Here is a 25,360-nt window from a genome sequence, read left to right on the forward strand (position 1 = left end):
GCCTCGCGTCCGCACGGCGGCACCGTCAAAGGGTCCGGCCCGAGCATCCTCGCGATGCCGGCCGCCCACTGGTGCCGTGCCGTGCCCGGATGCGGAGCCCGGGGGCCTGACGGGAGATCCACCCGCATGCTCGATAACACCGACCCGCAGCAGGCTGCGGCCACGGAACAGAACGAAACCGCCGCGACCGGTGGTGAGGGCGCGTCCGCCGCGCCGCCGCGCCGTCGTCGCCGCGCGGTGTCCCGCCCGGCGGGCACCCCGCAGGGTGCGGCCGCCGAGACGGCCGAGACGGTCGTCCCGGCCGAGCCGACGGTCGTCCCGGCCGCAGCGGCCGCAGCGGCCGAGGCGCCCGTCGAGGCGGCCCCGGTGGCCGAGAAGCCGGTCCGGGCCCGCCGGACCCGCAAGCGTGCCGAGGCCCCGGCCGGCGCTCCGGAGGAGACCGCGATCGTGGTCACCGCACCGGAGGCCGAGGGGACGAAGGCCCAGGAGAAGGCGGAGAAGCCCGTTCGGGCCCGTCGGACCCGCAAGAAGGCCGAGGCCCCGGTCGAGGAGCCGGTGGCCGAGGCCGCCGCCCCCGCCCCGGTGGCCGAGCCGGTCGCCGAGCCGGTGGCCGAGGAGGCCCCGGCCGCTCCGGCCCGCCGCCCGCGCCGCCGTCGCGTGGTCGAGGCCGCGCCGGTGGTCGAGGCCCCGGTGGAGGAGCCGGTGGCCGAGGAGCCCGCCGTCGAGGAGGAGCCCGCCGAGGAGGAGGCCGTCGAGGCCGTCACCGAGGCCCCGGCCGCCGCCGAGCCGGTCGCCGCTCCCGCCCCGGCCGTCGAGGCCGAGCCGCACCACCGGGTGCGCCGCCGCGCCGTCCGCCCGGCCACCGCGGTCTTCCAGGCCCCGGTGTTCCAGGAGCCCGCCCCCTACGTCGCGCCCGCCGCGCAGCCGCAGCCGCAGCCGCAGCAGACCGCCGCCGCCCCGGCGCCGGTCGAGGCCCCGGCCGTCGAGGCCGAGCGCCAGGACGAGGACGAGTACGAGTACAGCGGTGTCGGCCGCCGCCGTCGGGTGCGCACCCGGGTCGAGCCGAACCGCCGCAAGCCGGCCGCCGAGGCGCCGGCCAAGGCCGCTCAGGCCAAGGCGGCCCCGGCCAAGGCCGCCCCGGTGAAGGCCGCTCCCGTGAAGGCTGCTCCGGTCGAGGTTCCGGCCGTCGAGGAGCCCGTCGCGGAGGCCCCCGTCGCCGGTCCGGAGGCCGAGGACGAGTGGGAGGACGGCCGTCCGTCCCGCCGCCGCCGTCGGGGCGGCCGTCGCCGCCGCCGTGGCGAGGCCGAGGACTTCGAGGCCGCCGAGGCCGTCGAGACCGAGCAGCCCGCCGCCGAGGAGCCGGCCCGGGCCGTCGTCGAGGAGGACGAGGAGGACGAGGACGACCTGGCCGCCGGCCTGTCCTCGTCGCGTCGCCGTCGCCGCCGTCGCCGCCGCAGCGGTGAGACCGGCGCCGTCGAGGCCGCCGAGACCACCGAGGACGGCGTCCGCACGGTGGTGAAGGTGCGCGAGCCGCGCCGCCGCTCCACCGAGCCGTCGTTCGACCCGGACGAGGTGCAGTCCATCAAGGGCTCCACCCGTCTGGAGGCGAAGAAGCAGCGCCGCCGCGAGGGCCGCGAGCTGGGCCGCCGCCGGGTGCCGATCATCACCGAGGCCGAGTTCCTGGCCCGCCGGGAGTCGGTCGAGCGCGTCATGGTGGTGCGCCAGAACGGCCTGCGCACCCAGATCGGCGTGCTGGAGGACGGCGTGCTGGTCGAGCACTACGTCAACAAGGAGCAGGCCACCTCGTACGTCGGCAACGTCTACCTGGGCAAGGTCCAGAACGTGCTGCCGTCCATGGAGGCCGCGTTCGTCGACATCGGCAAGGGCCGCAACGCGGTGCTGTACGCCGGTGAGGTCAACTTCGGTGCGCTGGGCCACGGCGGCCCGCGCCGGATCGAGTCGGTGCTCAAGTCCGGCCAGTCCGTGCTGGTGCAGGTCTCCAAGGACCCGATCGGCCACAAGGGCGCCCGCCTGACCAGCCAGATCTCGCTGCCCGGCCGCTACCTGGTGTACGTGCCCGAGGGCTCGATGACCGGCATCTCGCGCAAGCTGCCCGAGAACGAGCGCGCCCGCCTCAAGCAGATCCTCAAGAAGATCGTCCCGGACGACGCGGGCGTGATCGTGCGCACCGCCGCCGAGGGCGCCTCCGAGGACGAGCTGACCCGCGACGTCCAGCGCCTCCAGCAGCAGTGGGAGGACATCCAGAAGAAGGCCGCGACCGGCAACGCCCCGGCGCTGCTGTACGGCGAGCCGGACATGACCGTCCGGGTCGTCCGCGACATCTTCAACGAGGACTTCACCAAGGTCATCGTCTCCGGCGACGAGGCGTGGCAGACCATCCACGAGTACGTCTCCAACGTGGCCCCGGACCTCGCCGAGCGGCTCCAGCGGTGGACCTCCGAGGTGGACGTGTTCGCCACCTACCGGATCGACGAGCAGCTGATGAAGGCGCTGGACCGCAAGGTCTGGCTGCCCAGCGGCGGTTCGCTGGTGATCGACCGCACCGAGGCGATGGTCGTCATCGACGTCAACACCGGGAAGTTCGTCGGCCAGGGCGGCAACCTGGAGGAGACGGTCACCCGGAACAACATCGAGGCGGCCGAGGAGATCGTGCGCCAGCTGCGGCTGCGCGACCTCGGCGGCATCATCGTGATCGACTTCATCGACATGGTCCTGGAGTCCAACCGCGACCTGGTGCTGCGCCGACTGCTGGAGTGCCTGGGCCGCGACCGGACCAAGCACCAGGTGGCCGAGGTCACCTCGCTGGGCCTGGTCCAGATGACCCGCAAGCGGGTCGGCCAGGGCCTGCTGGAGTCCTTCTCCGAGGCCTGCGTGCACTGCAACGGCCGCGGCGTGATCGTGCACATGGAGCAGCCGAGCGCCCACGTCCACGCCCCGGCGGCCGCCGTCGAGGCGGGCTCGGGCAGCGGCAAGCGCCGTCGCCGGGGCAAGGGCGGTGCGGGCCACGAGGAGCCGCAGGCCGTCGAGGCCGGGTCGGTGGCCGAGGCTGTCGCCGAGGCGGTCGAGGAGCCGGCCGAGCCGGTGCGCGAGGAGATCGAGGGCCAGCTGGCCCTGGAGGTCCCGGGCGTCGAGGCGCCGGCCGTCGAGGCCCCGGCCGTCGGGACCGTGGTGGTCGAGACGCCGAAGGCCGTGGAGGCGCCGGTGGCCGAGGCCCCCGCCGCCGCTCCGGCCGGCCGTCCGCGCCGCCGCGCGGTGCGCAAGGCGACGGCTCCGGCCGGTGCCCCGCAGGCCGCCGAGATCGTCGTGCTGCAGGCGAAGGCCGACGCGGCCCTGGAGGCGGCCCTGGCCGCCGCCGCCCCGGCCGCCGAGCCGGTGGCCGAGGCCGCGGCCGAGCCCGTCGCGGAGGTGGCCCCGGAGGCCGCCGCCGGGACCGTCGCCGTGGAGGCCGAGGTCGTCGAGGCCCCGGCCGCGGAGGCCGCCGAGGCTCCCGCCGCGGAGGAGGCCCCCGTGGTGGAGGCCGAGGCCGCTGCCGAGGAGGCCCCGGCGCCGAAGAAGCGGGCCGCCCGCAAGACCGCCGCGAAGAAGACCGCCGCCAAGAAGACCACCACGGCGGCCAAGAAGACCACCGCCCGCAAGACCGCGACCAAGCGGACGAGCGCGGCGGCCAAGAAGGCCGCGGCCGCCGAGGGTGATACGGCGGCCGAGTAGTGCCCACGCCGGGGGCGGGAGTCCTTCCCGCCCCCGGCCGTACCGGCCGGTTTGCCCCCTGGGCGGCCGGTCCGTATTCTTGACCATCGGCGTGTCTACGCCGCGCTCCCGAGCACATCACCTCTCCGAGAGCACCGCGCCCCGTGCGCGCGCGTTCGGAGGGAGGCCCCTGTGTCCGTACCCAGGTGGCTGGCGTCGGGAGTTCCGACCGAGTTGGGAAAGTAGGTACCGCATGTACGCGATCGTTCGCGCAGGCGGCCGCCAGCACAAGGTCGCCGTCGGCGACGTGCTGGAGATCGACCGTATCGAGGCCAAGCCGGGTGACTCGGTGGAGCTCTCGACCATCCTGGTCGTCGACGGTGACGCCGTCACCTCCGACCCGTGGGTCCTGGCCGGCGTGAAGGCTCACGCCGAGGTGGTCGACCAGACCAAGGGCGACAAGATCGTCATCCTGCGCTACAAGAACAAGACCGGCTACCGCCGTCGTCAGGGTCACCGTCAGAAGCACACCGCGGTGCGCATCACCAGCATCGACTCGGTCAGCAAGTAAGGGGATAGCGAAAAATGGCACACAAGAAGGGCGCAAGCTCTACTCGTAACGGCCGTGACTCGAACGCCCAGCGCCTCGGCGTGAAGCGCTTCGGTGGCCAGGTCGTGTCGGCCGGCGAGATCCTCGTCCGCCAGCGTGGCACCCACTTCCACCCGGGTGCCGGTGTCGGCCGTGGTGGCGACGACACCCTGTTCGCGCTGACCGCCGGTGCGGTGCAGTTCGGCAACCGTCGCGGCCGCAAGGTCGTCAACATCGTGGCCGTCGAGGCCTGAGTCCGAACGGACTCCCGAGTCTGCTGAGGACTCACACTGAAGGGTGGGCCGGAATTCTCCGGTCCACCCTTCGCGCTTCACGTAGAAGAACCCTTCCCCGTACTGGAGGCACAACCATGACCACCTTCGTGGACCGCGTCGAACTGCACGTCGCCGCGGGTAACGGAGGCCACGGCTGCGCCTCCGTTCACCGTGAGAAGTTCAAGCCGCTCGGCGGACCGGACGGCGGGAACGGCGGGGAGGGCGGCAGTGTCATCCTGACCGTCGACGCCCAGGTCACCACCCTGCTCGAGTACCACCACTCGCCCAAGCGCAAGGCCACCAACGGCAAGCCGGGCGCGGGCGGCAACCGCACCGGCGCGGAGGGCGACGACCTCGTCCTGCTGGTGCCGGACGGCACCGTGGTGCTGGACCGCAAGGGCAACGTGCTCGCAGACCTGGTCGGCCACGGCACCAGCTTCGTCGCCGCCCAGGGCGGCCGCGGCGGCCTCGGCAACGCCGCGCTCGCCTCGGCCCGCCGCAAGGCCCCCGGCTTCGCGCTGCTCGGCGAGCCCGGCGAGTCCCGCGACATCGTGATGGAGCTCAAGTCCGTCGCCGACGTGGCCCTGGTCGGCTACCCGAGCGCCGGCAAGTCCTCGCTGATCTCGGTGCTCTCCGCCGCCAAGCCGAAGATCGCGGACTACCCGTTCACCACCCTCGTCCCCAACCTCGGCGTGGTCACCGCGGGTGACACCGTCTACACCATCGCCGACGTGCCCGGCCTGATCCCGGGCGCCAGCCAGGGCCGGGGCCTGGGCCTGGAGTTCCTGCGGCACGTCGAGCGCTGCTCGGTGCTGGTGCACGTGCTGGACTGCGCCACCCTGGAGCCCGGCCGCGACCCGCTGACCGACCTGGAGACCATCGAGGCCGAGCTCGCCGAGTACGGCGGTCTGGAGGACCGCCCGCGCCTGGTCGCGCTCAACAAGGTGGACGTCCCGGACGGCCAGGACATCGCCGACCTGACCCGCGCCTCGCTGGAGGAGCGCGGCTACCAGGTGTTCGAGGTCTCCGCCGCCTCCCGCAAGGGTTTGCGCGAGCTGAGCTTCGCGGTGGCGAAGATCGTCGCCGAGGCGCGTGCCGCCAAGCCGGTCGAGGAGTCCACCCGGATCGTGCTGCGGCCCACCGCCGTCGACGACGCGGGCTTCACCATCGAGGAGGAGGACGGCGCCTACCGCATCCGCGGCGTCAAGCCGGAGCGCTGGGTCCGTCAGACCGACTTCAGCAACGACGAGGCCGTCGGCTACCTGGCCGACCGGCTGGCCCGCCTCGGGGTCGAGGACCGGCTGTGGAAGGTCGGCGCGCACGAGGGCGACACCGTCATCATCGGCCCGGACGAGAACGCCGTCGTCTTCGACTGGGAGCCGACCATGGCCGCCGGCGCCGAGATGCTCGGCCGTCGCGGTGAGGACCACCGGATGGAGACCCAGCGCCCGGCGGTCGACCGCCGCCGTGAGAAGCAGAAGGGCCGGGACGCGGCCGAGGCCGAGTTCCTCGCCTTCGAGGCGCTCTCCAGCGGTCGGCAGGCCGCGATCGAGGACGACGAGGACCACTGAGTCGGCTCCTCGTCGAGGACCATTGAGTCCACCCGCGACGAGGACCACTGAGTCGGCCCCGCCGCGCAGCGGACGGCCCCGCCACCTGTCGAGGTGGCGGGGCCGTCCGCTTCGTTGTGCTATGACGCACCATCACCTCGCCTGCGGGGACTGGAAGTTGAGCGGGTAGGCCGGGTCCGGCCCGGTGGTCGGGGCGAGTCCAGCCGGTGAAACCCCCTGGGGACGACCTGCGGGGATCGCGTAGATTTCGGCCATGACGGCCGGGCCGGGCCCCGCCGCACCCGCACCACACCGGAAGGGCGTACAGCGAGATGAGCGAGGACTCACTGCGGGAGGAGGTGCTGACCGCACGGCGGATCGTGGTCAAGGTCGGCTCCTCCTCACTCACCACGGCGGCCGGCGGCCTGGACGCCGACCGGGTGGACGCCCTGGTGGACGCGCTCGCCAAGGTGCGCAGCCGCCCCGGGGCGCCCGAGGTGGTGCTCGTCTCCTCCGGCGCCATCGCCGCCGGGCTCGCCCCGCTCGGCCTGGACAAGCGGCCCAAGGACCTGGCCCGCCAGCAGGCCGCCGCGAGCGTCGGCCAGGGGCTGCTGGTCGCGCGGTACACCGCCTCCTTCGCCCGGTACGGCATCCGGGTCGGCCAGGTGCTGCTCACCGCCGAGGACGCCAGCCGCCGCGCCCACTACCGCAACGCCTACCGGACGCTGGACCAGCTGCTGGCGATGGGCGCGATGCCGATCGTCAACGAGAACGACACCGTCGCCACCGCCGAAATCAAGTTCGGGGACAACGACCGGCTGGCCGCACTGGTCGCCCACCTGGTCCGGGCCGACCTGCTGGTGCTGCTCTCCGACGTGGACGGCCTCTACGACGGCGACCCGTCCCGGCCCGGCACCAGCCGGATCGCCGAGGTGAGCGGCCCGCACGACCTCGACGGCATCCAGATCGGCAGCGCCGGCAAGGCGGGCGTCGGCACCGGCGGCATGGTCACCAAGGTGGAGGCGGCCCGGATCGCCACCGGCGCGGGCATCCCGGTGGTGCTCACCGCCGCCAGCCACGCCGCCGACGCGCTGGCCGGGCGGCCCACCGGCACGCTCTTCCGGCGCACCGGCAGCCGCACCTCCGACCGGATGCTCTGGCTGGCCCACGCCAGCAGCCCGCGCGGCGCCCTGCACCTGGACGCGGGCGCGGTCGAGGCGGTCGTCTCCGGCGGCGCCTCGCTGCTGCCCGCCGGGGTGACCAAGGTCGACGGGGAGTTCGCCGCGGGTGATCCGGTGGACCTTCTTGCCGAAAACGGCCACATCGTGGCTCGCGGACTGGTCAACTTTGATGCGAGGGAGTTGCCCCGCCTGCTCGGCCGGTCCACCCGCGACCTGGCCCAGGAGTTCGGCGCCGGGTACGAGCGGGAGGTCGTCCACCGCGACGACCTGGTCGTTCTGCACGGCTGACCGGCCGTACGGCCGGCGGCCGTACGGCGCAGCGCGGTCGGCGGGCCGCTCCGTACCGGGAGCGGCCCGGCCGCGGGCGAGGAGGGGCGCAGCCGTACCGGTCGGCCGGGGGCCGGCGGGCCGGTGCGGGACGACACGAGATCGCCGAACAGGAGGCCGCCGGTGGAACGCAGGCGCGAGGCAGCGCTGACCGGAGGGACGGCGGGCCGGCGGCTGACCAGCATCGACGGCGGACGCGGGGACGGCCCCGCCGAGCCGGCCGGTCCGCCGTCGCAGGGGTCCGGCGGGGTGCGCCGGCTGCGGCCGCAGCGCGCGCAGGCGGCGGATCCGCCCAGCGTGCCGGAGCAGGCCCGGCTGTGGCACGTGGTGCTGAGCGTGGCCGGGCAGACCACGCCGCTGTCCGCGCTGCGGGCCTCGCTGGAGCGGCTGGCGCACGACCACTCGTTCTTCCTGACCGCCCGCTACGCGGCCGACCACGCCGAGATCCGCTACTGGGAGCAGGCCCGGGACCTGCACGACGCGGCGGCGATAGCGCTGCGGTTGTGGGGCGAGCACAAGGTGACCGCGAGCCTGCCGCCGTGGGAGATCGTCGGGCTGGAGGTGGTCGACCGGGCGACGTACCACAAGCGGGTCGCCGAGGGCTTCGGCGATCCGCCGCCGCACCTGGGCGGGGTGCACCCGTACTGAGGGCGGGGCGTACCGCGTACCGAGGCAGGGCGTACCGCGTATCGAGGGCGCGCGGAGCCGTCCGTGCGCCGTCTCACCCGGCGAAATGACGGCTCGGCGGAGCGGGTGCAGTCGCTACCCTTGCGGCATGACCAGCGACCTCGCCACCGCCGACAGCCCCGTCCTCGCCGTAGCGCGCCGTGCCCGGGAGGCGGCCGCCGCGCTCGCCCCGCTGCCGCGCCGGGCCAAGGACGCCGCGCTGCTGGCGATCGCGGACGCGCTGGTCGCCCGCAGCGCCGAGATCGTCGAGGCCAACGCCGAGGACGTGGCCCGGGCCCGCGCGGCGGGGACGGCCGAGTCGGTGGTCGACCGGCTGAGCCTGACCGGCGAGCGGATCGCCGCGATCGCCTCGGACGTGCGGGACGTGGCCGGCCTGGCCGACCCGGTCGGCGAGGTGGTGCGCGGCTACACCCTGCCGAACGGCCTGGACGTGCGTCAGGTGCGGGTGCCGCTGGGCGTGGTCGGCATCATCTACGAGGCCCGGCCGAACGTCACCGTGGACGCCGCCGCGCTCTGCCTCAAGTCCGGCAACGCGGTGCTGCTGCGCGGCTCCGCCTCCGCCTACCGCTCCAACACCGCGCTGGTCGCCGTCCTGCGGGACGCCGTCGTCGCGGCCGGGCTGCCGGCCGACGTGATCCAGCTCGTCCCGGGGGAGAGCCGGGACTCGGTGCAGGAGCTGATGCGCGCCCGCGGCCTGGTCGACGTGCTGATCCCGCGCGGCGGCGCCTCGCTGATCCGCACCGTGGTCGAGGGGTCGACCGTCCCGGTGATCGAGACCGGCACCGGCAACTGCCACGTGTACGTGGACGCCCGGACCGACCTGGCGATGGCCGTCGGCATCCTGCTGAACTCCAAGGCGCAGCGGGTCAGCGTCTGCAACTCCGCCGAGACGCTGCTGGTGCACCAGGACGTCGCGGACGCCTTCCTGCCGCTCGCGCTGGCCGCCCTGGCCGAGGCCGGGGTGACGGTGCACGGTGACGAGGCGGTGCTCAAGGCCGCCGAGGGCACCGGCGTCACCGCGGTGCCCGCCACCGACGAGGACTGGGGCGCCGAGTACCTCTCGTACGACCTGGCGGCGGCCGTGGTGCCCTCGCTGGACGCGGCCGTGGAGCACATCCGCCGCTGGTCCTCGGGCCACACCGAGGCGATCGTCACCACCTCGCAGGCCGCCGCCCGCCGGTTCACCCAGTTGGTGGACTCGACCACGGTGGCCGTCAACGCCTCCACCCGGTTCACCGACGGCGGTGAGTTCGGCTTCGGCGCGGAGATCGGCATCTCCACCCAGAAGCTGCACGCCCGCGGCCCGATGGGCCTGCCGGAGCTGACCAGCACCAAGTACATCGTCACTGGTGACGGGCATGTCCGCGGCGAGGCGACGCAGACCGTGGGCGGGGGCGCGGACGCCGGGTGAGGGCGCCGCGCGGGGCGGTCGTCACACGTGTGACGGACCAACTGCCGGGAGCCACAGACAAATCGCCCGGCCGGTAATACGCTGAATCCGTGGCTGAGGATGTGGGGGGCTTGCCGTACCCCGACGGCGCCGACCACGGTGGTGCGGACGACGAGTTCGCCACCGTGGTCTTCGATGAGGCCTTCGTCCGGTCCGCCGCCGTGCACGAGCCGACCGCCAAGGAGCGGCAGCTCGCCGCCGCCGAGGCGCGGTTCGAGCCGGATTCCGCGGGACCGGGCTGGAGCTATGACGTGCCGGCCGGGGACGGGCTGCCGCTGGAGCTGCGCCCGTACCCGAGCGGACTCGACGAGGACCACCTCTACCCCGACCCCTGGTCGGGCCCGGGCCGGGCGGCCGGCCGCCAGGGCCGGCGCTGGGGTCGGCGCCACGACCCGGTGCGGGCCCGCGGGCGGTACGTGGCCCAGCAGCGCTGGCACCGGCCGGTGGCCTGGGTGCTGGCCGTGATCATGGGCGTGAGCCTGGTGGCGGTGGCGGTCGCGGCGGTCTACCAGGGCGTGGGCGGCTCCTCGGGGGCGCCCCGGCGCCCGGAGTCCGGCAGCAGCAGCCCGGGCGCGGACCCCCGGTCGGCGCCGGCCGAGCCGTCACTGGTGGCGTCGACCCCGTAGCGCGGCTCCGGGAAGTGTCCAGGGGCGCACGCCCCGGGGCGGTGGTCACGGAGCGTTCCCGGCAATCTGCGCCGGGGCCCTCGTGGCGGGCCCGGTGTGCGCCTACCCTGGTGCTATGGGTGACCCGCGCGAGCCTCCTGAGGGTACGCCCGAGGGCGGTTCCGGCAATGAGGACGAGTTCCGGTCCGTCGTCTTCGACGAGTCGTTCGTCCGGGCTGCCCGGATCCAGGAACTGTCCGCCCGGGAGCGGCTCGCGGGCTCCTTCGGCAAGGCCACCCGGGCCCGGGTGCGGCTCGGGCCGCTGGGCAGCGTGCCGCGTCAGGCGCTGGCCCTGCTGCTGCTCATCCTGCTGGCCTTCGGGGCCGCGGTGTACTTCGGGGTGAACTCGCCCAAGGGGATCCCGGCCCGGCCGGAGGGCAGTCAACTGACCGTCAGCCTGGTCGCGTTGAGCCCGGCTTCGGCCGTACGCCCGGTCGCCGACCCGGCGCACCCCTTCGCCGCGCTGCCGCCCGGGTACGGCGACGGGGCGGCCGGACTGAACACCCCGAGCGGCGCGGGCACCGAGCACTTCAGCAAGGTCGAGGTGACCAAGGCCCTCGACACCGTGCAGCGCTACCTGGTCGCCTCCTCGCTGACGCCAGCGGCGCTGGTCCAGGGCGCCACCACGGACGTGCGGGCCTTCGTCACGCCCGGTGAGCAGGCCCAGTTCGACGCGAGCGTCGCCCAGCCGGTGGACGACCGGCACCACGCGGTGACCGGCTGGATCGTCCGCTTCGACCCGGCGCAGGTCGCGCTGGCCTCCGACACCGTGAAGGTGGTCGGCGCGATGCGGGTCGACGAGTCGGACGGCGGGACGCTGCAGATCATCACCGACCACACCTTCGTCTACGCGTTGAAGCCCGCCGGGGCCCCGGCCGGCGCCCCGGTCACCCTGGAGACCGTGCGGCGCGAGCTGACCTTCCAGCTCGACCGGGTCGACCTGGGGCAGGCGCAGCTGCGGCTGGTGGACGCGGTGCTGCAGGCCGGCCCGGAGCCGTGCACCACCTCGATGGCGGGCTTCCTGCAGCCGGTGCTGGCCACCGCGCAGGGCACGGCGGTGGCCGCGCCGACGCCGGTCGACCCGGGTAACCACGCGCGGCCGGCCTGGCAGGTGTGCGGGGTGCTGGCCGGGAGCTGAGCGGGGGCGCAGGCTGGACGGTTTGAGCGGGGCCGCGGGCTGGACGGCTTGAGCGGTACCGGACGCAGCGCGGCCGGTGACCCGGGCGGGTCACCGGCCGTGGGTGCCGGAGCGGTGCCGGAGCGGGCGGCGGGGGAGGCTCCCCGCCGAGGTCAGCCGTCGGTGCGGTTCCCGGAGCCGCCGTGCTCCCCGGAGCCGTTGCGGGGGCCCGAGTCGTTGCGGCCGCCGCCGGTGAAGGTGTCCCGCAGCTTGCCGCCGACGGTCGCGGCGCCGCCGGCCACGTCCCGCAGCAGGCCCATCAGCGGGTCCTTGCTCTCCTTCACCGAGGTCGTGTAGTGCTCGGCGGCGGCCTTCCACTGCTCGCCGACCGAGGCGTCCCGGTCGTCGGTGCGGCGCGGGTAGGCGCCGGCCATGATCGAGCGGTACTCGTCGCTCTCCGCCCACTTCTTGAGCTGGGCGACCCGGACCACCGCGAACGGGTGGGTCTGCGGCAGCAGCTGGAGCAGCTTGAGGACGCCGTCGCGCAGGTCCCCGGCCTTCTCGTACTCCTCGGCCTGCTCCAGGAAGGCGTCGACGTTCATCTCGGCCAGGTTGTGCCCGCCGGCCAGCTTCATCAGGGCCCGCATGGACGCCTGGAGGTCCTGCCCGGCGAGCAGGCCGGCCCGGTCGCTGGACAGCTCGGCCTTGCGGAACCACTCCTTGAGCGCGGTGACGATGGCCATGATCGCCAGGTTGCCGAGCGGCACCCAGGCGATCCGGGTGGCGATGTTGGTGAGGATCATCAGCATCGTCCGGTAGACCGCGTGGCCGGACATCGCGTGGCCGACCTCGTGGCCGATGACGGAGCGCAGCTCCTCCTCGTCCAGCAGCTCGACCAGGCCGCTGGTGACCACGATGATCGGGGTGTCGATGCCGATGGTGAACGCGTTGACCGTCGGGTCCTGGCTGACGTACAGGTCCGGGACCTGCTCCAGGTCGAGCACGTAGGCGGCGTCGCGGACCATGCTGTACAGCTCCGGGAACTGGCGCTCGGAGGTCTTCACGGCGGTGGCCAGGAACATCAGCCGGATCGAGCGCTCGGAGACCAGCCCGGCGAGCTTCCTGAGGACGTCGTCGAAGCCGGAGAGCCGGCGCAGGGCGACCAGCGCCGAGCGGTCGGCGGGGTGCTCCCAGGCCCGGGTGGAGATCTCGGGGAAGCGTTGGCGACGGCGGCTCGGTGCGTTCGCGGTCGTGTCGGTCATGGTCTGCGTACCTCCTGGTCGACGGCGGTCCCGGTGCAGCGCCCGGCCCCCCGCTGGTCTTCGCCTGCAGTGACTCGTCTGCAACGACTGCCTGTGCAACGTCCGCGGTTGCGTACTCGTCCCCGGGGGCGGTCGGAGGGGCGCCGGGGGAGGGGTCGGCGGCGGCGTGGGGACCGGCCGGCGGAGGCCCGGGCGCGGCGCGGGGGCCGGTGGGCGGTGCCGGTGTGAGGCCGGTTTACCCTGAATGCCCTGGAGAACCGAGACCGGACCCGGCCGCGGTACCGAGCAGTTCGAGGAGTCCCTCAGATGTCCACCGAAGCGCTGGTCAGCCTGGCCACACCCATCTCCGACGAGGCCGGCCCGGGCCTGTTCCTGCGGATCATCGTGATCGCCTCCTTCGTCGGGATCGGACTGCTGGTCTGGATCATGGCCCGCGCCTTCCGGGGCCAGTAGCCGCCGCGTCCCACTCGGTTCGCTCACGCCCGGTCAGCGGCGGTGGGCCGCCGAGCGGTTGCCGCGCAACCCCCCGTACGATGACGGATGGGCCCTCACCGGCCCGGAACCACCCCCCAGGTCCGTTCACCGAGCCGAGAAGGTCCCGCCGACCATGAGCACTGCTGCCGCACTCCCCGTCCTGAACCTGCTCGCCGAGGGCGAGGGGGGCAACCACGACAGCCTGAACCCGCTGCTGACGGGCGGCGCCGCGCTGTTCATCCTGCTGCTCCTGCTCTTCATCACCACCCGCTTCAACCGGGACCGCTGAGCCCGGTCCCGGGACGGCTCGGGGAGCGTCCGGCCAGTGCGCCGGCCGCTCCCTCACGCATCTGCGGGCAACCCCCACACGGGCGTTCCCGCACCGCAACGGGCGTCGCGTAAGGTGTGGCGGCATGGGAGAGCAGGCCGGGAATCCCGGCGGACCGGAACCGGTGAAGAAGCGCCTCGGAGTGATGGGCGGCACCTTCGACCCGATCCACCACGGCCACCTGGTCGCCGCGAGCGAGGTGGCGAGCGCGTTCCACCTGGACGAGGTGATCTTCGTCCCGACCGGTGAGCCCTGGCAGAAGAGCGACCGCCAGGTCACCCCGGCCGAGGACCGCTACCTGATGACGGTCATCGCCACCGCCGAGAACCCGCAGTTCTCGGTGAGCCGGATCGACATCGACCGCGAGGGCCCGACCTACACCGTCGACACCCTGCGCGACCTGCACGCTCTGCACCCGGCCGCCGACCTCTTCTTCATCACCGGCGCCGACGCGCTGGCCCAGATCCTGTCCTGGCACGACTCGGACGAACTCTTCTCGCTGGCCCACTTCATCGGCTGCACCCGTCCGGGGCACACTCTGTCGGACGCCGGGCTTCCGGTGGGCGGGGTCTCCCTGGTGGAGGTCCCGGCGTTGGCCATCTCCTCCACGGACTGCCGCAACCGGGTCGCCAAGGGCGAGCCGGTCTGGTACCTCGTCCCGGACGGGGTGGTCCGCTACATCGACAAGCGGGCGCTGTACGCGCCGCACGGGACCTGAGCCAGGAGCGGGCGTGACCGATCGCAGCGGTAACGGCAGCGGCAACGGCGGGCAGCAGCCGGAGGAGTGGTCCACCGGCCAGTACCAGCAGCCGTACCAGGGGCAGGGCCAGGGTCAGGGACACCCGCAGGGGCAGCAGCAGCCCCCGGCGTACGGGCAGCAGTACGACCAGCAGTACGAGCCGCAGGCGTACGACCAGTACGACCAGTACGGGCAGCCGGTGTACGGGCAGGGCACGTACGGCGGGCAGCAGGCCCAGGCGGCCCAGGGCTACCAGCAGACCGGGCAGTTCCCGCAGCAGCAGGGGTACGGGCAGCAGTACGAACCGCGGCAGTACGAGCCGCAGCAGTACGAGCCGCCGACGTACGACCAGTACGGGCAGCCGGTGTACGGGCAGGACCCGTACGGGGGCTACCAGCAGCAGGGGTACCAGGGGCAGCAGGGGTACCAGCAGCCGTACCAGGCCGCGCCGGTGGTCGCCGAGCCGCAGCCGACCGTGCCCCAGCCGTCCGCCCCGGAGCCGTCCGCCCCGGCGGGGCCCGCCGTCGTACCGCCGCCGCGCCGCCGGACCCCCCGGCCGGCCGCGGAGGCCACCCCGGCCGCGGCGGAAGCGCCCTCCGAGCAGGTGGCCGGGGCCCGGCCCGGGAAGGCCGGCAGCCGGGCGCCCAAGGACTCCTACCAGACGGGCGAGTTCACCTTCGTCGACGAGGAGGCGGAGGAGTCCGAGGACGTCATCGACTGGCTGAAGTTCGCCGAGTCCCGCAGCGAGGTGCGCGCCGAGCGCCGCCGCAAGCTCAAGAACCGGCTGATCGGCCTCGGCGTGGTGCTGGCGCTCGCGGCCGGCGGCGTCGGCGGCTACCTGTGGTTCACCGGGGACAAGCCGACCGCGGCCGCCGCGGCGGGCGGGCGGCAGGTCAACGTCGTCCACCTGCGCGACCTCCAGGGCAAGGTGTCCAGCGCGCTGCTGGTCGACGACGCCTCCGGGCACAAGGGCACGGTGCTGCTGCTGCCCGACGTGCTGCGGCTGCCCGGCCCGGGCGACCCGCCGGTGACCACGGTCGGCCAGGCCATGGACGCGATCGGCGCCTCGGCGACCCGCGACGGCCTGTCCACCGTGCTCGGCGCCCCGGTGGCCGGCACCTGGCGGCTGGACACCCCGTACCTGGAACTGCTGGTCTCCCAGCTCGGCGGCGTCCGGGTGGACACCAACGCCGAGACCCACGAGGGCGGCAAGCCGGACGGCAAGCTGCTCTCCGCGGCGGGCAAGAACACCCTGCTCAGCGGGAAGGCCGCGGTCGCCTACGCCACCCTCCAGGGCCCGGGCGAGAACCGGGACGCCCAACTGGCCCGGTTCGGCCAGGTCATGGACGCCGTGGTGCGCACCATGCCGACCCAGTTCAAGGACGCCAAGGACGACGTGCACCGGATGAACGCGGTGCTCGACCCCTCGCTGCCCGAGGACGCCCTGGCCGGCGTGCTCGCCCAGCTCTCCCAGCAGGCCAAGGACGGCCACTTCGGCACCACCGCGCTGACCGTCAAGCCGGACGGCACCCTGGACGAGGCCACCGCCGGCAAGCAGGTCAAGGACGTGCTCGGCGGCACCGTGAAGTCCGCGGCGGCCGGCGACGCCCCCGCCCGGGTCTCGCTCCAGGACGCCTCCGGCAACGACGCGGCGGGCGCCGCGGCCCAGGTCCAGATCGTCAACTCGGGCCTGACGTTCATCCCGGGCGGCGCCAAGACCGCGCCGCAGGCCACCAGTGAGATCCGCTACACCGACGACGCCCGGCAGGGCGCGGCGAAGTCCCTGGCGACCAGCCTGGGGCTGCCGGACACGGCGGTGAAGAAGGTCGGCGACGCCCAGAACGCGGACCTGGTGGTCGTGCTCGGCAAGGACTACCAGCCGCCGAAGACCCCGTAGCGGAGCGGCTCCGGCCCCTCGCCCGCCCCCGCGGCCCCGGAAAAGCGTTCCGAGGCCGCGGGAACGGCGTGAGATCCTGGAAGGCGACCCCTGCCGCCGTGCGGGGGCCGCCCCAAGCCGCCGAGCCGGAAGAACACCGTGACCGTCACCGACCACAGCCAGCAGCTCATCAACGTCGCCGCCCAGGCGGCGGCCGACAAGCTCGCGCACAACATCATCGCCTTCGACGTCAGCGAGGTGCTGTCGATCACCGACGCCTTCCTGATCGCCTCCGCGAACAACGACCGCCAGGTCCGCTCGATCGCCGAGGAGATCGAGGACCAGCTGCGCGAGCAGCTGGACATCAAGCCGGTGCGCCGCGAGGGCGAGCGCGAGGGCCGCTGGATCCTGCTCGACTACCTGGACATCGTCGTGCACGTCCAGCACTCCGAGGAGCGCTCCTTCTACTCGCTGGACCGCCTCTGGAAGGACTGCCCCGAGCTGCCCCTGCCCGCGGACGCCCTGGAGTCGCGCAACCGCCCCGACGCGATCACCGACGACGCCGGCAACGCCGTCGCCCCGGCCGACGACTTCGGCAAGCCCGAGGACCTGCACTGAGTAGGGACGCGCGCGGCCCGCGCATCGTCTTCTGGCGGCACGGCCAGACCTCCTGGAACCTCGAATCGCGCTTCCAGGGCACCACGGACATCGACCTGACCGGCCAGGGCGTGCTGCAGGCCCAGCGGGCGGCCCGGCTGCTCTCCGGCCTGCGCCCCGACCTGCTGATCTCCTCGGACCTCAAGCGCGCCCGGCGCACCGCCGACGAGCTGGCCGCGGTCACCGGACTGGACGTGCAGCACCACGAGGGGCTGCGGGAGACGTACGCGGGCTCCTGGCAGGGCCTGACCAACGCCGAGATCCGCGAGCGCCACCCGGAGGAGTACGCGGCCTGGGCGGCCGGGGAGCCGGTGCGCCGCGGTGGCGGCGAGCTGTCCACCGAGGTCGCCGACCGCTCGGTGCCGGTGGTGCTGGAGGCGGTCGCCAAGCTGCCGGAGAACGGCACCCTGGTCGTGGTCAGCCACGGCGGCACCATCCGGACCATGCTCGGGCGGCTGCTGGGCCTGGAGCCTCCCCTGTGGGAGTGCTTCGGCGGGCTGTCCAACTGCTGCTGGTCGGTGCTCGGCAGCGGGGCGCGCGGTTGGCGGCTGCTGGAGCACAACGCGGGCACGCTCCCGCAGCCGGTGATCGGCGACGACACCTGACGGCACTCGGCGACGGGGGCTCGGCGGCAGGCACCCGGTGACGGGGGCGTCGCGAGTGCCGGTGACGGAGGCTTCGAGGGGGCCCGGAAGGAGCGGATTTCGCAGTTCCGGGCCTGACCAGCTAGAGTCTTCCTCGTTCGCAGGGAAGGAACGCGGCCCGGAAGGGAAGCGGGAGATCCGGTGAGTGCGGGGCTATAGCTCAGTTGGTAGAGCGCTTGCATGGCATGCAAGAGGTCTGGGGTTCAATTCCCCATAGCTCCACTCCGCATCGGCGGTCGTGGACATCGGAGTTCCGGAGCCAGGTCGCCAGTGTCGCGGGGCTATAGCTCAGTTGGTAGAGCGCTTGCATGGCATGCAAGAGGTCTGGGGTTCAATTCCCCATAGCTCCACAGTAGTTCGAGAGGCCGTCACCCGAGGGTGGCGGCCTCTCGTGGTTTCCGTGGTTTCCGTGGTCCCCGGCGCTCAGGGCTTGCAGGTGTGCCGCCAGCCGCCCGGCGGCAGGGAGTTGAGCCGCTCCACCAGCTCGCGGTCGTCCGGGCCCTCCGGGACGTACACGACGATGTAGCACTCGGGCACGCCCGGCATCGTCAGATAGGTGGCGTTCAGCCGCATCACACCGAGCTCCGGGTGGCGGAAGATCCGCAGCAGGGTCTTCGGCGGCGACACCTCCTGGCGGTCCCACAGCTCCCGGAACAGCTCGCTGCGGGCCGACAGTTGCCGCACGTGCTCCTCCCAGGCCGGCTCGCCGACGTGCCGGCCGTACGCCGAGCGCAGCACCGCCACCATCCGCGGCAGGGTCTCCTCCGGGTTGTCGCACGGGTTGCAGCACTCCGGCGCGGTCAGCATGCACCAGAGGCTGTTGAAGAACACCCCGTGGGACGGGCGCATCCGCTCGGTGCCGAACAGCGAGCGGTACGGCCGGTTGAAGCTCAGCACGTCGAACCGGGTGTTGGAGACCGCGGCCGGCAGCGGCGCCAGTGAGTCCAGGATCACCTGGATCGCCGGGCTCAGCTCCGGCGGGGCCGGGCGGGTCAGCGCCGAGGGGGTCGCCCCGGCCAGCCGGAACAGGTGCTGGCGCTCGGTGCCGTCCAGCCGCAGCGCCCGGGCCACCGCCAGCAGCACCTGCTCGCTCGCGTTGATCGGCCGCCCCTGCTCCAACCACGTGTACCAGGTCACCCCCACCCCGGCGAGCTGCGCGACCTCCTCGCGCCGCAGCCCCGGGGTGCGGCGGCGCAGCCCCGGCGGCAGGCCGACGTCCTCCGGGGTGACCCGCGCCCGGCAGGCCTTCAGGAAGCGGGCCAGCTCGGTGCGCCGCCGTTCACGGCCGCCGGTCGCGGCGGGGAGTTCCTCCAGCACGGTCATGCCGTCCATCGTGCCGCAGCGGGCGCGGGCGATACAGGTGCTGCCAGTACCAGGATCGGCAGGCTCTAACCACCAGTACCGGCGCCGCCCCAGGCTGGTGGCCATGACCGACCTCCAGACCCGGCCCGGCGCGGCCGCGGGCACCACCGGGGCACCGGCCGCACGGCCCGGGCCGCTCCTCGCGATCGTGCTGAGCGGGCAGTGCATGGCCGTGCTCGACAGCTCCATCGTCAACGTCGCGGTGCCGACCATCCGGACCGACCTGGGCGCCTCCGGCGCCGCCCTGCAGTTCGTGATCGCCGGCTACACCGTCGCCTACGCCGTCCTGCTCATCACCGGCGCCCGCCTCGGCGCCCGGTACGGCTTCGGCCGGCTGTTCCAACTGGGCCTGGCCGCCTTCACCCTCGCCTCGCTGGCCTGCGGACTCGCCCCGACCACCGGCTCGCTGATCGCCTTCCGGCTGCTCCAGGGCGCGGGCGCGGCCCTGATGGTGCCGCAGGTGATGAGCCTGCTCCAGCGCACCTTCACCGGGGCCGCCCGCACCCGGGCGATCGGCCTCTACTCGGCGGTGCTGGCCGTCGGCGTCGCGCTCGGGCAGGTGCTCGGCGGGGTGCTGGTCAGCGCCGACCTGTTCGGCACCGGGTGGCGGCCGGTGTTCCTGGTCAACGTGCCGATCGGGCTGGTGCTGCTGGTGGCCGGCGCCCGGCTCCTGCCGAGACTGCCCGGTGATGCCTCGCGCGGCTTCGACGTCCCCGGACTGATGGTGCTGGGTTCGGCGCTCGCCCTGCTGGTGGTGCCGCTGGTGCTCGGCAACGAGCTCGGCTGGCCGGTCTGGGGCTGGGCGATGATCGCGGGCAGCGCGCTGCTGTTCGGCCTGTTCGTGGCGGTCGAGCGCCGGGTCGCCCGGCGGGGCGGGCAGCCGCTGATCCCCGGCCGGGTGCTGCGCGCCCCCGGGCTGCGCCCCGCCGCCGTCGGACTGTTCACGATCATGGCCGCCTACGCGGGCTTCATGTTCACCTTCGCCCTCCACCAGCAGGCGGCCCTCGGCCACAGCGCGCTGCGGGCCGGGCTCTGCTCGGCGCCCGTCGCGGTCGGCTTCGGCCTGGCCAGCCTGCGCTGGCACCGGCTGCCGGGCCGGCTGCACGGCCCGCTGCCGGTGCTCGCCGGGGTACTGCTCGGCGGCGGCTACCTGCTGCTGGGGGTGCTGCTCGGCGGCGGCGACGGGATCGGGGCGGTGGTGCTGGTGGAGACGGCCGCGCTCGGCCTGGTCGCCGGCTGCGCCTACGCCCCGCTGTTCGCCCGGGCGCTGGCGGGGGTGGCACCGGAGGACGCGGCCGACGCCAGCGGGGTGACGGTGACCGTCCTGCAGCTCGGGCAGATGACCGGGGTCGCGGTGATCGGCTCGGTGTTCCTCGGGCAGGTGGACCTGCCGGCGTCGGCCGGGGAGTCGGGGCACGCGCTGCTGGTGACGCTGGCGGTCAACGGCGCGGTGGTGCTGGTCGGGGCGGGGTTCGCGGCGTGGAGCCGGCGGGCGGTGCGCTGACGGGGGTGGCTGGCGCGGGTGGCGCGCTGACGGGGTGGCTGGCGCGGGTGGTGCGCTGACGGGGTAGCTGGCGCGGGCGGTGGCGTGGGTGGCGCGGTGTTGGCCGTGCCAGCTGCCGTGGCCGGCGGTGGTGGGCTCGGGAAACGGATTTCAGGAGCACGCCCAGGACCGTGTAAAGTAGTCGATGTCGCCGAGGGAAACCGGACGGAAACGACGGGAAACCCGGCGACATCGCAGGTCAAGGGGCTATAGCTCAGTTGGTAGAGCGCTTGCATGGCATGCAAGAGGTCTGGGGTTCAATTCCCCATAGCTCCACAGTGACAGAGAGCCGCCTCCCGTTACGGGGGGCGGCTCTTCGCCGTTGTGTGCATGCCACCGGCGGGCGGGAGGGAAAGACCGCTACCGTCGTGCCATGGCCGATCTGCAGCGAAGGCGGAACGAGGAGCTGGCCCGGATACTGCACCAGCTCGGCTGGAGTCCGGAACGGCTCGCCCGTGAGGTGAGCCTCGCCCTCCCGCCGGGTCTGGCGATCAGCTCCACCGCCCCGTACAAGTGGCGCGACCGCGGCATGGTGCCGCGCAGCCCGCACGACCAGACGGTCTGCGAGGTGCTCAGCCGCACCCTCGGCATAGCCGTCACCTACGAGCAGCTCTGGGGCCGGATGGGCGGCCACCGCGGCGCCAAGATCCTCTCGCCCCGGCTGCTCACCGACCCGTGGACCGCCGACACCGCCCAGACCGCGCTGCGTGAGGCCGCCACCGACGCCGGACCGGTCCGGCTCACCGACCTGTTCCGCGGCGCCGACCTCGACCACGCCGCCGAACGGCTCTCCTCGCCGCCGCCGCCGGTCGGCGGCGGCGAGGGCGCGCTGCGCGTGGACCCCACCCTGGCCGGTGAGCTCGGCCTCTCCTACCGCAGCAAGCAGCGCCTCGAACGCTCCTGCGGCGGCGGCCTCGTCCTCGGCCCCACCCGCGCCGAACTCGCCATGCTGGCCAAGCTGTTGGAGCTCGGCGCGTACGACGAACGACTCGGCCGCGAACTGTACGGCACCGCCAGCAGGCTGGCCCGGCTGGCCGGCTGGGCCGCATTCGACCTCGGCCACGACGCGGCCGCCCAGCGGGCCTTCGTCGCCGCGCTGCGCGCCGCCCACGTCAGTGGCGACGTCCGGCTCGGGGTCGCCGGGCTCGGCGCGCTGGTGGCCCTCGCCACCCAGGGCAGCGGCGGGCGCGGCCTGGACGCCGTCACCGCGCTGCGCACCGCCCTGGACGCCCACGGGCCCGCGCTCAGCCCCACCGGGCGGGCCCGCCAGTACGGCCGGATCGCCCGCGCCCACGGCCGCCGCGGCGAGGTCGAGCGGGCCGAGGAGGCCGCCGCCCGGGCCTTCGCCGAGCTCGACGGCGTCCCCGGCACCGAGGAGGCCCGGGCCGACCTCGCCGGGATGGTGGGGGAGGGGCGACTGGCGCTCGGTCAGCACCGGATGGCGAAGGCCCTGCTCGCCGAGGCCGTCGCCGGGCTCGGGCCGGGGCGGGCCCGTTCCAAGGCGCTGCTGATGGTCCGGCTGGCCGAGACCCACCGGCGGCTCGGCGACCAGCGCGAGGCGGCCCGGACGGCGGGGCTGGCGCGCTCGCTCGCGGCGGGGATGCAGTCGGAGCGGCTGGCCAGGGCGCTGCGGGACTTCGAGGCGGCGGGGCTGCGGGACGGCGGGGTGGGGCAGCGAGACGGCGGGGCGGCGGGATTGCGGAACGGCGGGGCGGGGCGGGCGGCTGCGCCGTAGGCGGTGCGGGACTGCGGGACTGCGGGATGGCGGGGCGGCGCGGACGGCCAGGAGACCGCTGACCTGCTTGCGGTACCCTGAGCCCATGCGAACCGTGCGCCTGCTCCTTAGCCGGCCGCGCTGACCAGGACCGGCCGCGCCCTCGGGCGGTGCCGGAGTCGGCGTGGCGTCCCCTCCTGCGAGGGGATTTTTTGTTTTCCGCCCCCGCCCGCGTCGTGGGACGGGTCCACGGTCGGCCGCGTCGCGGTTCGCCAACTGACACCGATGGAGCTTGAAGGACCATGAGCGAGACGACCCCTGCGTCCGGCGCGGCCGAGACCGCGACCGAGCCGTTCCGGTACAGCGCCGCGCTGGCGGCGGAGATCGAGTCCCGCTGGCAGGACATCTGGGAGAAGGAGGGCACCTTCCACGCCCCCAACCCCACCGGTGAGCTGGCCGACCCGGCCGCCGGCGACGTCGCCGCGAAGCCGCACAGCTTCATCATGGACATGTTCCCGTACCCCTCGGGCGCGGGCCTGCACGTCGGCCACCCGCTGGGCTACATCGCCACCGACGTCTTCGCCCGCTACCAGCGGATGACCGGCCACAACGTGCTGCACACGCTGGGCTACGACGCCTTCGGCCTGCCCGCCGAGCAGTACGCGGTGCAGACCGGCACCCACCCGCGGGTCTCCACCGAGGCCAACATCGCCAACATGCGCCACCAGCTGCGCCGGCTGGGCCTGGGCCACGACCCGCGCCGCTCGATCTCCACGATCGACCCGGACTACTACCGCTGGACGCAGTGGATCTTCCTGCAGATCTTCAACTCCTGGTACGACGAGGCGGCCGGCAAGGCCCGCCCGATCGCCGAGCTGGTCGCCCAGTTCGAGTCCGGCGCGCGTGAGGTGCCGGGCGGTCGCGCCTGGGCCGAACTGTCCGCCGGTGAGCGCGACGAGGTGCTGGGCGAGTACCGCCTGGCGTACGCCAAGGAGGTGCCGGTCAACTGGTGCCCGGGCCTGGGCACCGTGCTGGCCAACGAGGAGGTCACCGCGGACGGCCGCTCCGAGCGCGGCAACTTCCCGGTGTTCAAGTCCAACCTGCGCCAGTGGATGATGCGCATCACCGCGTACTCCGACCGCCTGATCGCCGACCTGGACCTGCTGGACTGGCCCGAGGCCATCAAGCTGCAGCAGCGCAACTGGATCGGCCGTTCCGAGGGTGCCCGGGTCGACTTCGCGGTCGACGGCGGGAAGATCACCGTCTTCACCACCCGGCCCGACACCCTGTTCGGCGCCACCTACATGGTGCTGGCGCCCGAGCACGACCTGGTCGACTCGATCGTCCCCGCTGCCTGGCCGGAGGGCGTGCCCGCCGAGTGGACCGGTGGCGCCGCCACCCCCGCCGAGGCCGTCGCCGCCTACCGGGCCGCCGCCGCCGCCAAGTCGGACGTCGAGCGCCAGGTCGAGGCCAAGGTCAAGACCGGTGTCTTCACCGGCGCCTACGCCGTCAACCCGGTCAGCGGCGAGTCCGTCCCGGTGTTCATCGCCGACTACGTGCTGATGGGCTACGGCACCGGCGCCATCATGGCCGTGCCCGCCCACGACCACCGCGACTTCGCCTTCGCCCGTGCCTTCGGGCTGCCGATGCGCTGCGTCGTCGAGCCCACCGACGGGCGTGGCTCGGACCCGGCGGAGTGGGACGACGCCTTCGACACCTACGACTCGGTCATCGTCAACTCGGTGCGCTCCGAGGGCGATTCGGCGCAGTCCGGGTCCGCGTCCCTGTCTCTGGACGGGCTGACCGTGGTCGACGCCAAGGCCGCCGCCACCGCCTGGCTGGCCGAGCGCGGCATCGGCGAGGGCACCGTCAACTACCGCCTGCGCGACTGGCTGTTCAGCCGCCAGCGGTACTGGGGCGAGCCGTTCCCGATCGTCTACGACGAGGACGGCGTGATGCACGCGCTGCCCGAGTCGATGCTGCCGGTCGAGGTCCCGGAGGTCGACGACTACTCGCCGCGCACCTACGACGCGTACGACTCCGCCTCCTCGCCGGAGACCCCGCTGTCCCGCAACGAGGACTGGGTCAACGTCGAGCTGGACCTGGGCGACGGCGTCCGCAGGTACCGCCGCGAGACCAACACCATGCCCAACTGGGCGGGTTCCTGCTGGTACGACCTGCGCTACGTTGACCCGACCAACGCCGACGCGGTGGCCGACCCGGCCAACGAGCGCTACTGGCTGGGCCCCACCGAGGCCAAGCCGGCCGGCGGCGCCGACCTGTACGTCGGCGGTGCCGAGCACGCCGTGCTGCACCTGCTGTACGCCCGCTTCTGGCACAAGGTGCTGCACGACCTGGGCCACGTCTCCTCCGTCGAGCCGTTCCACAAGCTGTTCAACCAGGGCATGATCACCGCGGACGTCTACCGCGACGAGCGCGGCTTCCCGGTGCCCGCCGCCGAGGTCGAGGAGCGCGACGGCAAGTACTTCTGGCAGGGCGAGCCGGTCAAGCGCGAGGCCGGCAAGATGGGCAAGTCCCTGAAGAACGCCGTCGCCCCGGACGAGATCGCCGACGAGTACGGCGCGGACACCCTGCGCCTGTACGAGATGTCGATGGGCCCGCTGGACGTCTCCCGCCCGTGGGACACCCGGGCCGTCGTCGGCTCGTACCGCTTCCTGCAGCGGCTGTGGCGCAACGTCGTGTCCGAGACCACCGGCGAGCTGGTCGTCACGGAGGAGGAGCCGGACGACGCGACGCTGCGCGCCCTGCACAAGGCCATCGACGGCATCCGCGGCGACATGGCCGGGCTGCGCTTCAACACGGCCGTCGCCAAGGCGATCGAGCTGAACAACTACCTGGTCAAGCGCGGCTCCACGCCGCGGGCCGTGGCCGAGCAGCTGGTGCTGATGGTCGCGCCGCTGGCCCCGCACATCGCCGAGGAGCTGTGGCGCCGGCTGGGCCACGGCGAGTCGCTGGCGCACACCGACTACCCGGTCGCGGACCCGGCGTACGTGGTCGACGAGTCGGTGACCTGCGTGGTGCAGATCAAGGGCAAGGTCAAGGCCCGGCTGGAGGTCGCGCCGAGCATCACGGACGCGGAGCTGGAGGCACTGGCGCTGGCGGACCCGGCGGTGGTCGCGGCGATCGGTGACGCGGCGGTGCGGAAGGTGATCGCGCGGGCGCCGAAGCTGGTGAACATCGTGACCGGCTGA

Annotated in this window: 20 protein-coding genes and 3 tRNA genes; 21 read left to right on the top strand and 2 right to left on the bottom strand. The window is 73.8% G+C overall.

The features are described 5' to 3' along the window. The first annotated feature begins 126 nt into the window (after positions 1–126). The 9 genes from ACZ4W5_RS02855 to ACZ4W5_RS02895 all read left to right on the top strand — a co-directional run bounded on the left by ACZ4W5_RS02855 (position 127) and on the right by ACZ4W5_RS02895 (position 11,570). A complete protein-coding gene (locus ACZ4W5_RS02855) occupies positions 127–3,729 on the top strand; it encodes an Rne/Rng family ribonuclease (protein ID WP_465652373.1) in 3,603 nt (1,200 codons plus the stop codon). A gap of 232 nt (positions 3,730–3,961) precedes the next feature. Further along, a complete protein-coding gene (gene rplU / locus ACZ4W5_RS02860) occupies positions 3,962–4,279 on the top strand; it encodes a 50S ribosomal protein L21 (RefSeq protein ID WP_030233759.1) in 318 nt (105 codons plus the stop codon). A 14-nt stretch (positions 4,280–4,293) separates the two neighbouring features. Next, positions 4,294–4,551, top strand: coding sequence for a 50S ribosomal protein L27 (gene rpmA / locus ACZ4W5_RS02865; RefSeq protein WP_030058248.1), 258 nt, complete (start codon positions 4,294–4,296; stop codon positions 4,549–4,551). Positions 4,552–4,667: 116 nt separating this feature from the next. Next, positions 4,668–6,143, top strand: coding sequence for a GTPase ObgE (gene obgE, locus ACZ4W5_RS02870; protein ID WP_360228876.1), 1,476 nt, complete (start codon positions 4,668–4,670; stop codon positions 6,141–6,143). 311 nt (positions 6,144–6,454) lie between these two features. Further along, positions 6,455–7,591 carry a glutamate 5-kinase gene (proB, locus tag ACZ4W5_RS02875; RefSeq protein WP_360228873.1) on the top strand — a complete coding sequence of 379 codons (1,137 nt, stop codon included), beginning with the start codon at positions 6,455–6,457 and terminating at the stop codon, positions 7,589–7,591. 162 nt (positions 7,592–7,753) lie between these two features. Next, positions 7,754–8,278: a hypothetical protein gene (locus ACZ4W5_RS02880; RefSeq protein ID WP_402483458.1), complete on the top strand. Its 525-nt coding sequence runs from the start codon at positions 7,754–7,756 to the stop codon at positions 8,276–8,278. 127 nt (positions 8,279–8,405) lie between these two features. Next, positions 8,406–9,728: a glutamate-5-semialdehyde dehydrogenase gene (locus tag ACZ4W5_RS02885; protein ID WP_465652376.1), complete on the top strand. Its 1,323-nt coding sequence runs from the start codon at positions 8,406–8,408 to the stop codon at positions 9,726–9,728. Positions 9,729–9,817: 89 nt separating this feature from the next. Continuing rightward, positions 9,818–10,393 (top strand): SCO2584 family spore wall biosynthesis protein, encoded by a 576-nt coding sequence (locus ACZ4W5_RS02890; RefSeq protein ID WP_360228864.1) that lies wholly within the window; start codon positions 9,818–9,820, stop codon positions 10,391–10,393. A gap of 115 nt (positions 10,394–10,508) precedes the next feature. Beyond that, positions 10,509–11,570, top strand: a complete 1,062-nt coding sequence (locus tag ACZ4W5_RS02895) for an SCO2583 family membrane protein (protein WP_465652378.1) — start codon at positions 10,509–10,511, stop codon at positions 11,568–11,570. Positions 11,571–11,722: 152 nt separating this feature from the next. Here the strand turns inward: ACZ4W5_RS02895 and ACZ4W5_RS02900 are convergent, their stop codons facing one another. Beyond that, on the bottom strand, positions 11,723–12,811 hold the full coding sequence (locus ACZ4W5_RS02900; protein ID WP_465652380.1) for a M48 family metallopeptidase: 1,089 nt from the start codon (positions 12,809–12,811) through the stop codon (positions 11,723–11,725). 306 nt (positions 12,812–13,117) lie between these two features. Here ACZ4W5_RS02900 and ACZ4W5_RS02905 point away from each other — a divergent pair, with 306 nt between their 5' ends. From ACZ4W5_RS02905 to ACZ4W5_RS02940, 8 genes are all read left to right on the top strand, one after another. Next, on the top strand, positions 13,118–13,264 hold the full coding sequence (locus tag ACZ4W5_RS02905; protein ID WP_360228856.1) for a hypothetical protein: 147 nt from the start codon (positions 13,118–13,120) through the stop codon (positions 13,262–13,264). A 154-nt stretch (positions 13,265–13,418) separates the two neighbouring features. Next, positions 13,419–13,574 (top strand): hypothetical protein, encoded by a 156-nt coding sequence (locus ACZ4W5_RS02910; RefSeq protein ID WP_350525618.1) that lies wholly within the window; start codon positions 13,419–13,421, stop codon positions 13,572–13,574. Between the two features lie 124 nt (positions 13,575–13,698). After that, positions 13,699–14,331 carry a nicotinate-nucleotide adenylyltransferase gene (gene nadD / locus ACZ4W5_RS02915; protein WP_360228853.1) on the top strand — a complete coding sequence of 211 codons (633 nt, stop codon included), beginning with the start codon at positions 13,699–13,701 and terminating at the stop codon, positions 14,329–14,331. 13 nt (positions 14,332–14,344) lie between these two features. Beyond that, positions 14,345–16,249: a LytR C-terminal domain-containing protein gene (locus tag ACZ4W5_RS02920; RefSeq protein ID WP_465652383.1), complete on the top strand. Its 1,905-nt coding sequence runs from the start codon at positions 14,345–14,347 to the stop codon at positions 16,247–16,249. A gap of 138 nt (positions 16,250–16,387) precedes the next feature. Further along, the gene (gene rsfS, locus ACZ4W5_RS02925) at positions 16,388–16,846 is read left to right on the top strand and encodes a ribosome silencing factor (RefSeq protein ID WP_350505427.1); all 459 of its coding nucleotides are present in this window, start codon (positions 16,388–16,390) and stop codon (positions 16,844–16,846) included. Then, the gene (locus tag ACZ4W5_RS02930; protein ID WP_360228988.1) at positions 16,843–17,490 is read left to right on the top strand and encodes a histidine phosphatase family protein; all 648 of its coding nucleotides are present in this window, start codon (positions 16,843–16,845) and stop codon (positions 17,488–17,490) included. The genes rsfS and ACZ4W5_RS02930 overlap by 4 nt, the downstream gene beginning before the upstream one ends. 188 nt (positions 17,491–17,678) lie before the next feature. Continuing rightward, a tRNA-Ala gene (locus tag ACZ4W5_RS02935) sits at positions 17,679–17,751 on the top strand. A 55-nt stretch (positions 17,752–17,806) separates the two neighbouring features. After that, positions 17,807–17,879 (top strand) — tRNA-Ala (locus ACZ4W5_RS02940). A gap of 73 nt (positions 17,880–17,952) precedes the next feature. Here the strand turns inward: ACZ4W5_RS02940 and ACZ4W5_RS02945 are convergent. Continuing rightward, on the bottom strand, positions 17,953–18,852 hold the full coding sequence (locus tag ACZ4W5_RS02945) for a helix-turn-helix transcriptional regulator (protein WP_465652385.1): 900 nt from the start codon (positions 18,850–18,852) through the stop codon (positions 17,953–17,955). A gap of 103 nt (positions 18,853–18,955) precedes the next feature. Between ACZ4W5_RS02945 and ACZ4W5_RS02950 the strand changes: the two genes are divergently transcribed. The 4 genes from ACZ4W5_RS02950 to leuS all read left to right on the top strand — a co-directional run bounded on the left by ACZ4W5_RS02950 (position 18,956) and on the right by leuS (position 25,360). Then, positions 18,956–20,395, top strand: coding sequence for an MFS transporter (locus tag ACZ4W5_RS02950; protein WP_465652387.1), 1,440 nt, complete (start codon positions 18,956–18,958; stop codon positions 20,393–20,395). 242 nt (positions 20,396–20,637) lie between these two features. Further along, positions 20,638–20,710: transfer RNA gene (locus ACZ4W5_RS02955), tRNA-Ala, on the top strand. A 97-nt stretch (positions 20,711–20,807) separates the two neighbouring features. Beyond that, on the top strand, positions 20,808–22,169 hold the full coding sequence (locus ACZ4W5_RS02960; RefSeq protein WP_465652389.1) for a hypothetical protein: 1,362 nt from the start codon (positions 20,808–20,810) through the stop codon (positions 22,167–22,169). Positions 22,170–22,450: 281 nt separating this feature from the next. Continuing rightward, positions 22,451–25,360: a leucine--tRNA ligase gene (gene leuS / locus ACZ4W5_RS02965; protein WP_465652391.1), complete on the top strand. Its 2,910-nt coding sequence runs from the start codon at positions 22,451–22,453 to the stop codon at positions 25,358–25,360.

Source organism: Kitasatospora sp. NPDC029367 (assembly GCF_055569135.1).

What these genes read in the sequence shown, in the direction of transcription:
- obgE (WP_360228876.1), top strand. Translation starts at nt 4,668, where the DNA reads ATGACCACCTTCGTGGACCGCGTCGAACTGCACGTCGCCGCGGGTAAC.
- rpmA (WP_030058248.1), top strand. Translation starts at nt 4,294, where the DNA reads ATGGCACACAAGAAGGGCGCAAGCTCTACTCGTAACGGCCGTGACTCG.
- leuS (WP_465652391.1), top strand. Translation starts at nt 22,451, where the DNA reads ATGAGCGAGACGACCCCTGCGTCCGGCGCGGCCGAGACCGCGACCGAG.
- ACZ4W5_RS02960 (WP_465652389.1), top strand. Translation starts at nt 20,808, where the DNA reads ATGGCCGATCTGCAGCGAAGGCGGAACGAGGAGCTGGCCCGGATACTG.
- ACZ4W5_RS02855 (WP_465652373.1), top strand. Translation starts at nt 127, where the DNA reads ATGCTCGATAACACCGACCCGCAGCAGGCTGCGGCCACGGAACAGAAC.
- ACZ4W5_RS02950 (WP_465652387.1), top strand. Translation starts at nt 18,956, where the DNA reads ATGACCGACCTCCAGACCCGGCCCGGCGCGGCCGCGGGCACCACCGGG.
- ACZ4W5_RS02945 (WP_465652385.1), bottom strand. Translation starts at nt 18,852, where the DNA reads ATGACCGTGCTGGAGGAACTCCCCGCCGCGACCGGCGGCCGTGAACGG.
- ACZ4W5_RS02885 (WP_465652376.1), top strand. Translation starts at nt 8,406, where the DNA reads ATGACCAGCGACCTCGCCACCGCCGACAGCCCCGTCCTCGCCGTAGCG.
- ACZ4W5_RS02895 (WP_465652378.1), top strand. Translation starts at nt 10,509, where the DNA reads ATGGGTGACCCGCGCGAGCCTCCTGAGGGTACGCCCGAGGGCGGTTCC.
- nadD (WP_360228853.1), top strand. Translation starts at nt 13,699, where the DNA reads ATGGGAGAGCAGGCCGGGAATCCCGGCGGACCGGAACCGGTGAAGAAG.
- ACZ4W5_RS02905 (WP_360228856.1), top strand. Translation starts at nt 13,118, where the DNA reads ATGTCCACCGAAGCGCTGGTCAGCCTGGCCACACCCATCTCCGACGAG.
- ACZ4W5_RS02900 (WP_465652380.1), bottom strand. Translation starts at nt 12,811, where the DNA reads ATGACCGACACGACCGCGAACGCACCGAGCCGCCGTCGCCAACGCTTC.
- ACZ4W5_RS02910 (WP_350525618.1), top strand. Translation starts at nt 13,419, where the DNA reads ATGAGCACTGCTGCCGCACTCCCCGTCCTGAACCTGCTCGCCGAGGGC.
- rplU (WP_030233759.1), top strand. Translation starts at nt 3,962, where the DNA reads ATGTACGCGATCGTTCGCGCAGGCGGCCGCCAGCACAAGGTCGCCGTC.
- proB (WP_360228873.1), top strand. Translation starts at nt 6,455, where the DNA reads ATGAGCGAGGACTCACTGCGGGAGGAGGTGCTGACCGCACGGCGGATC.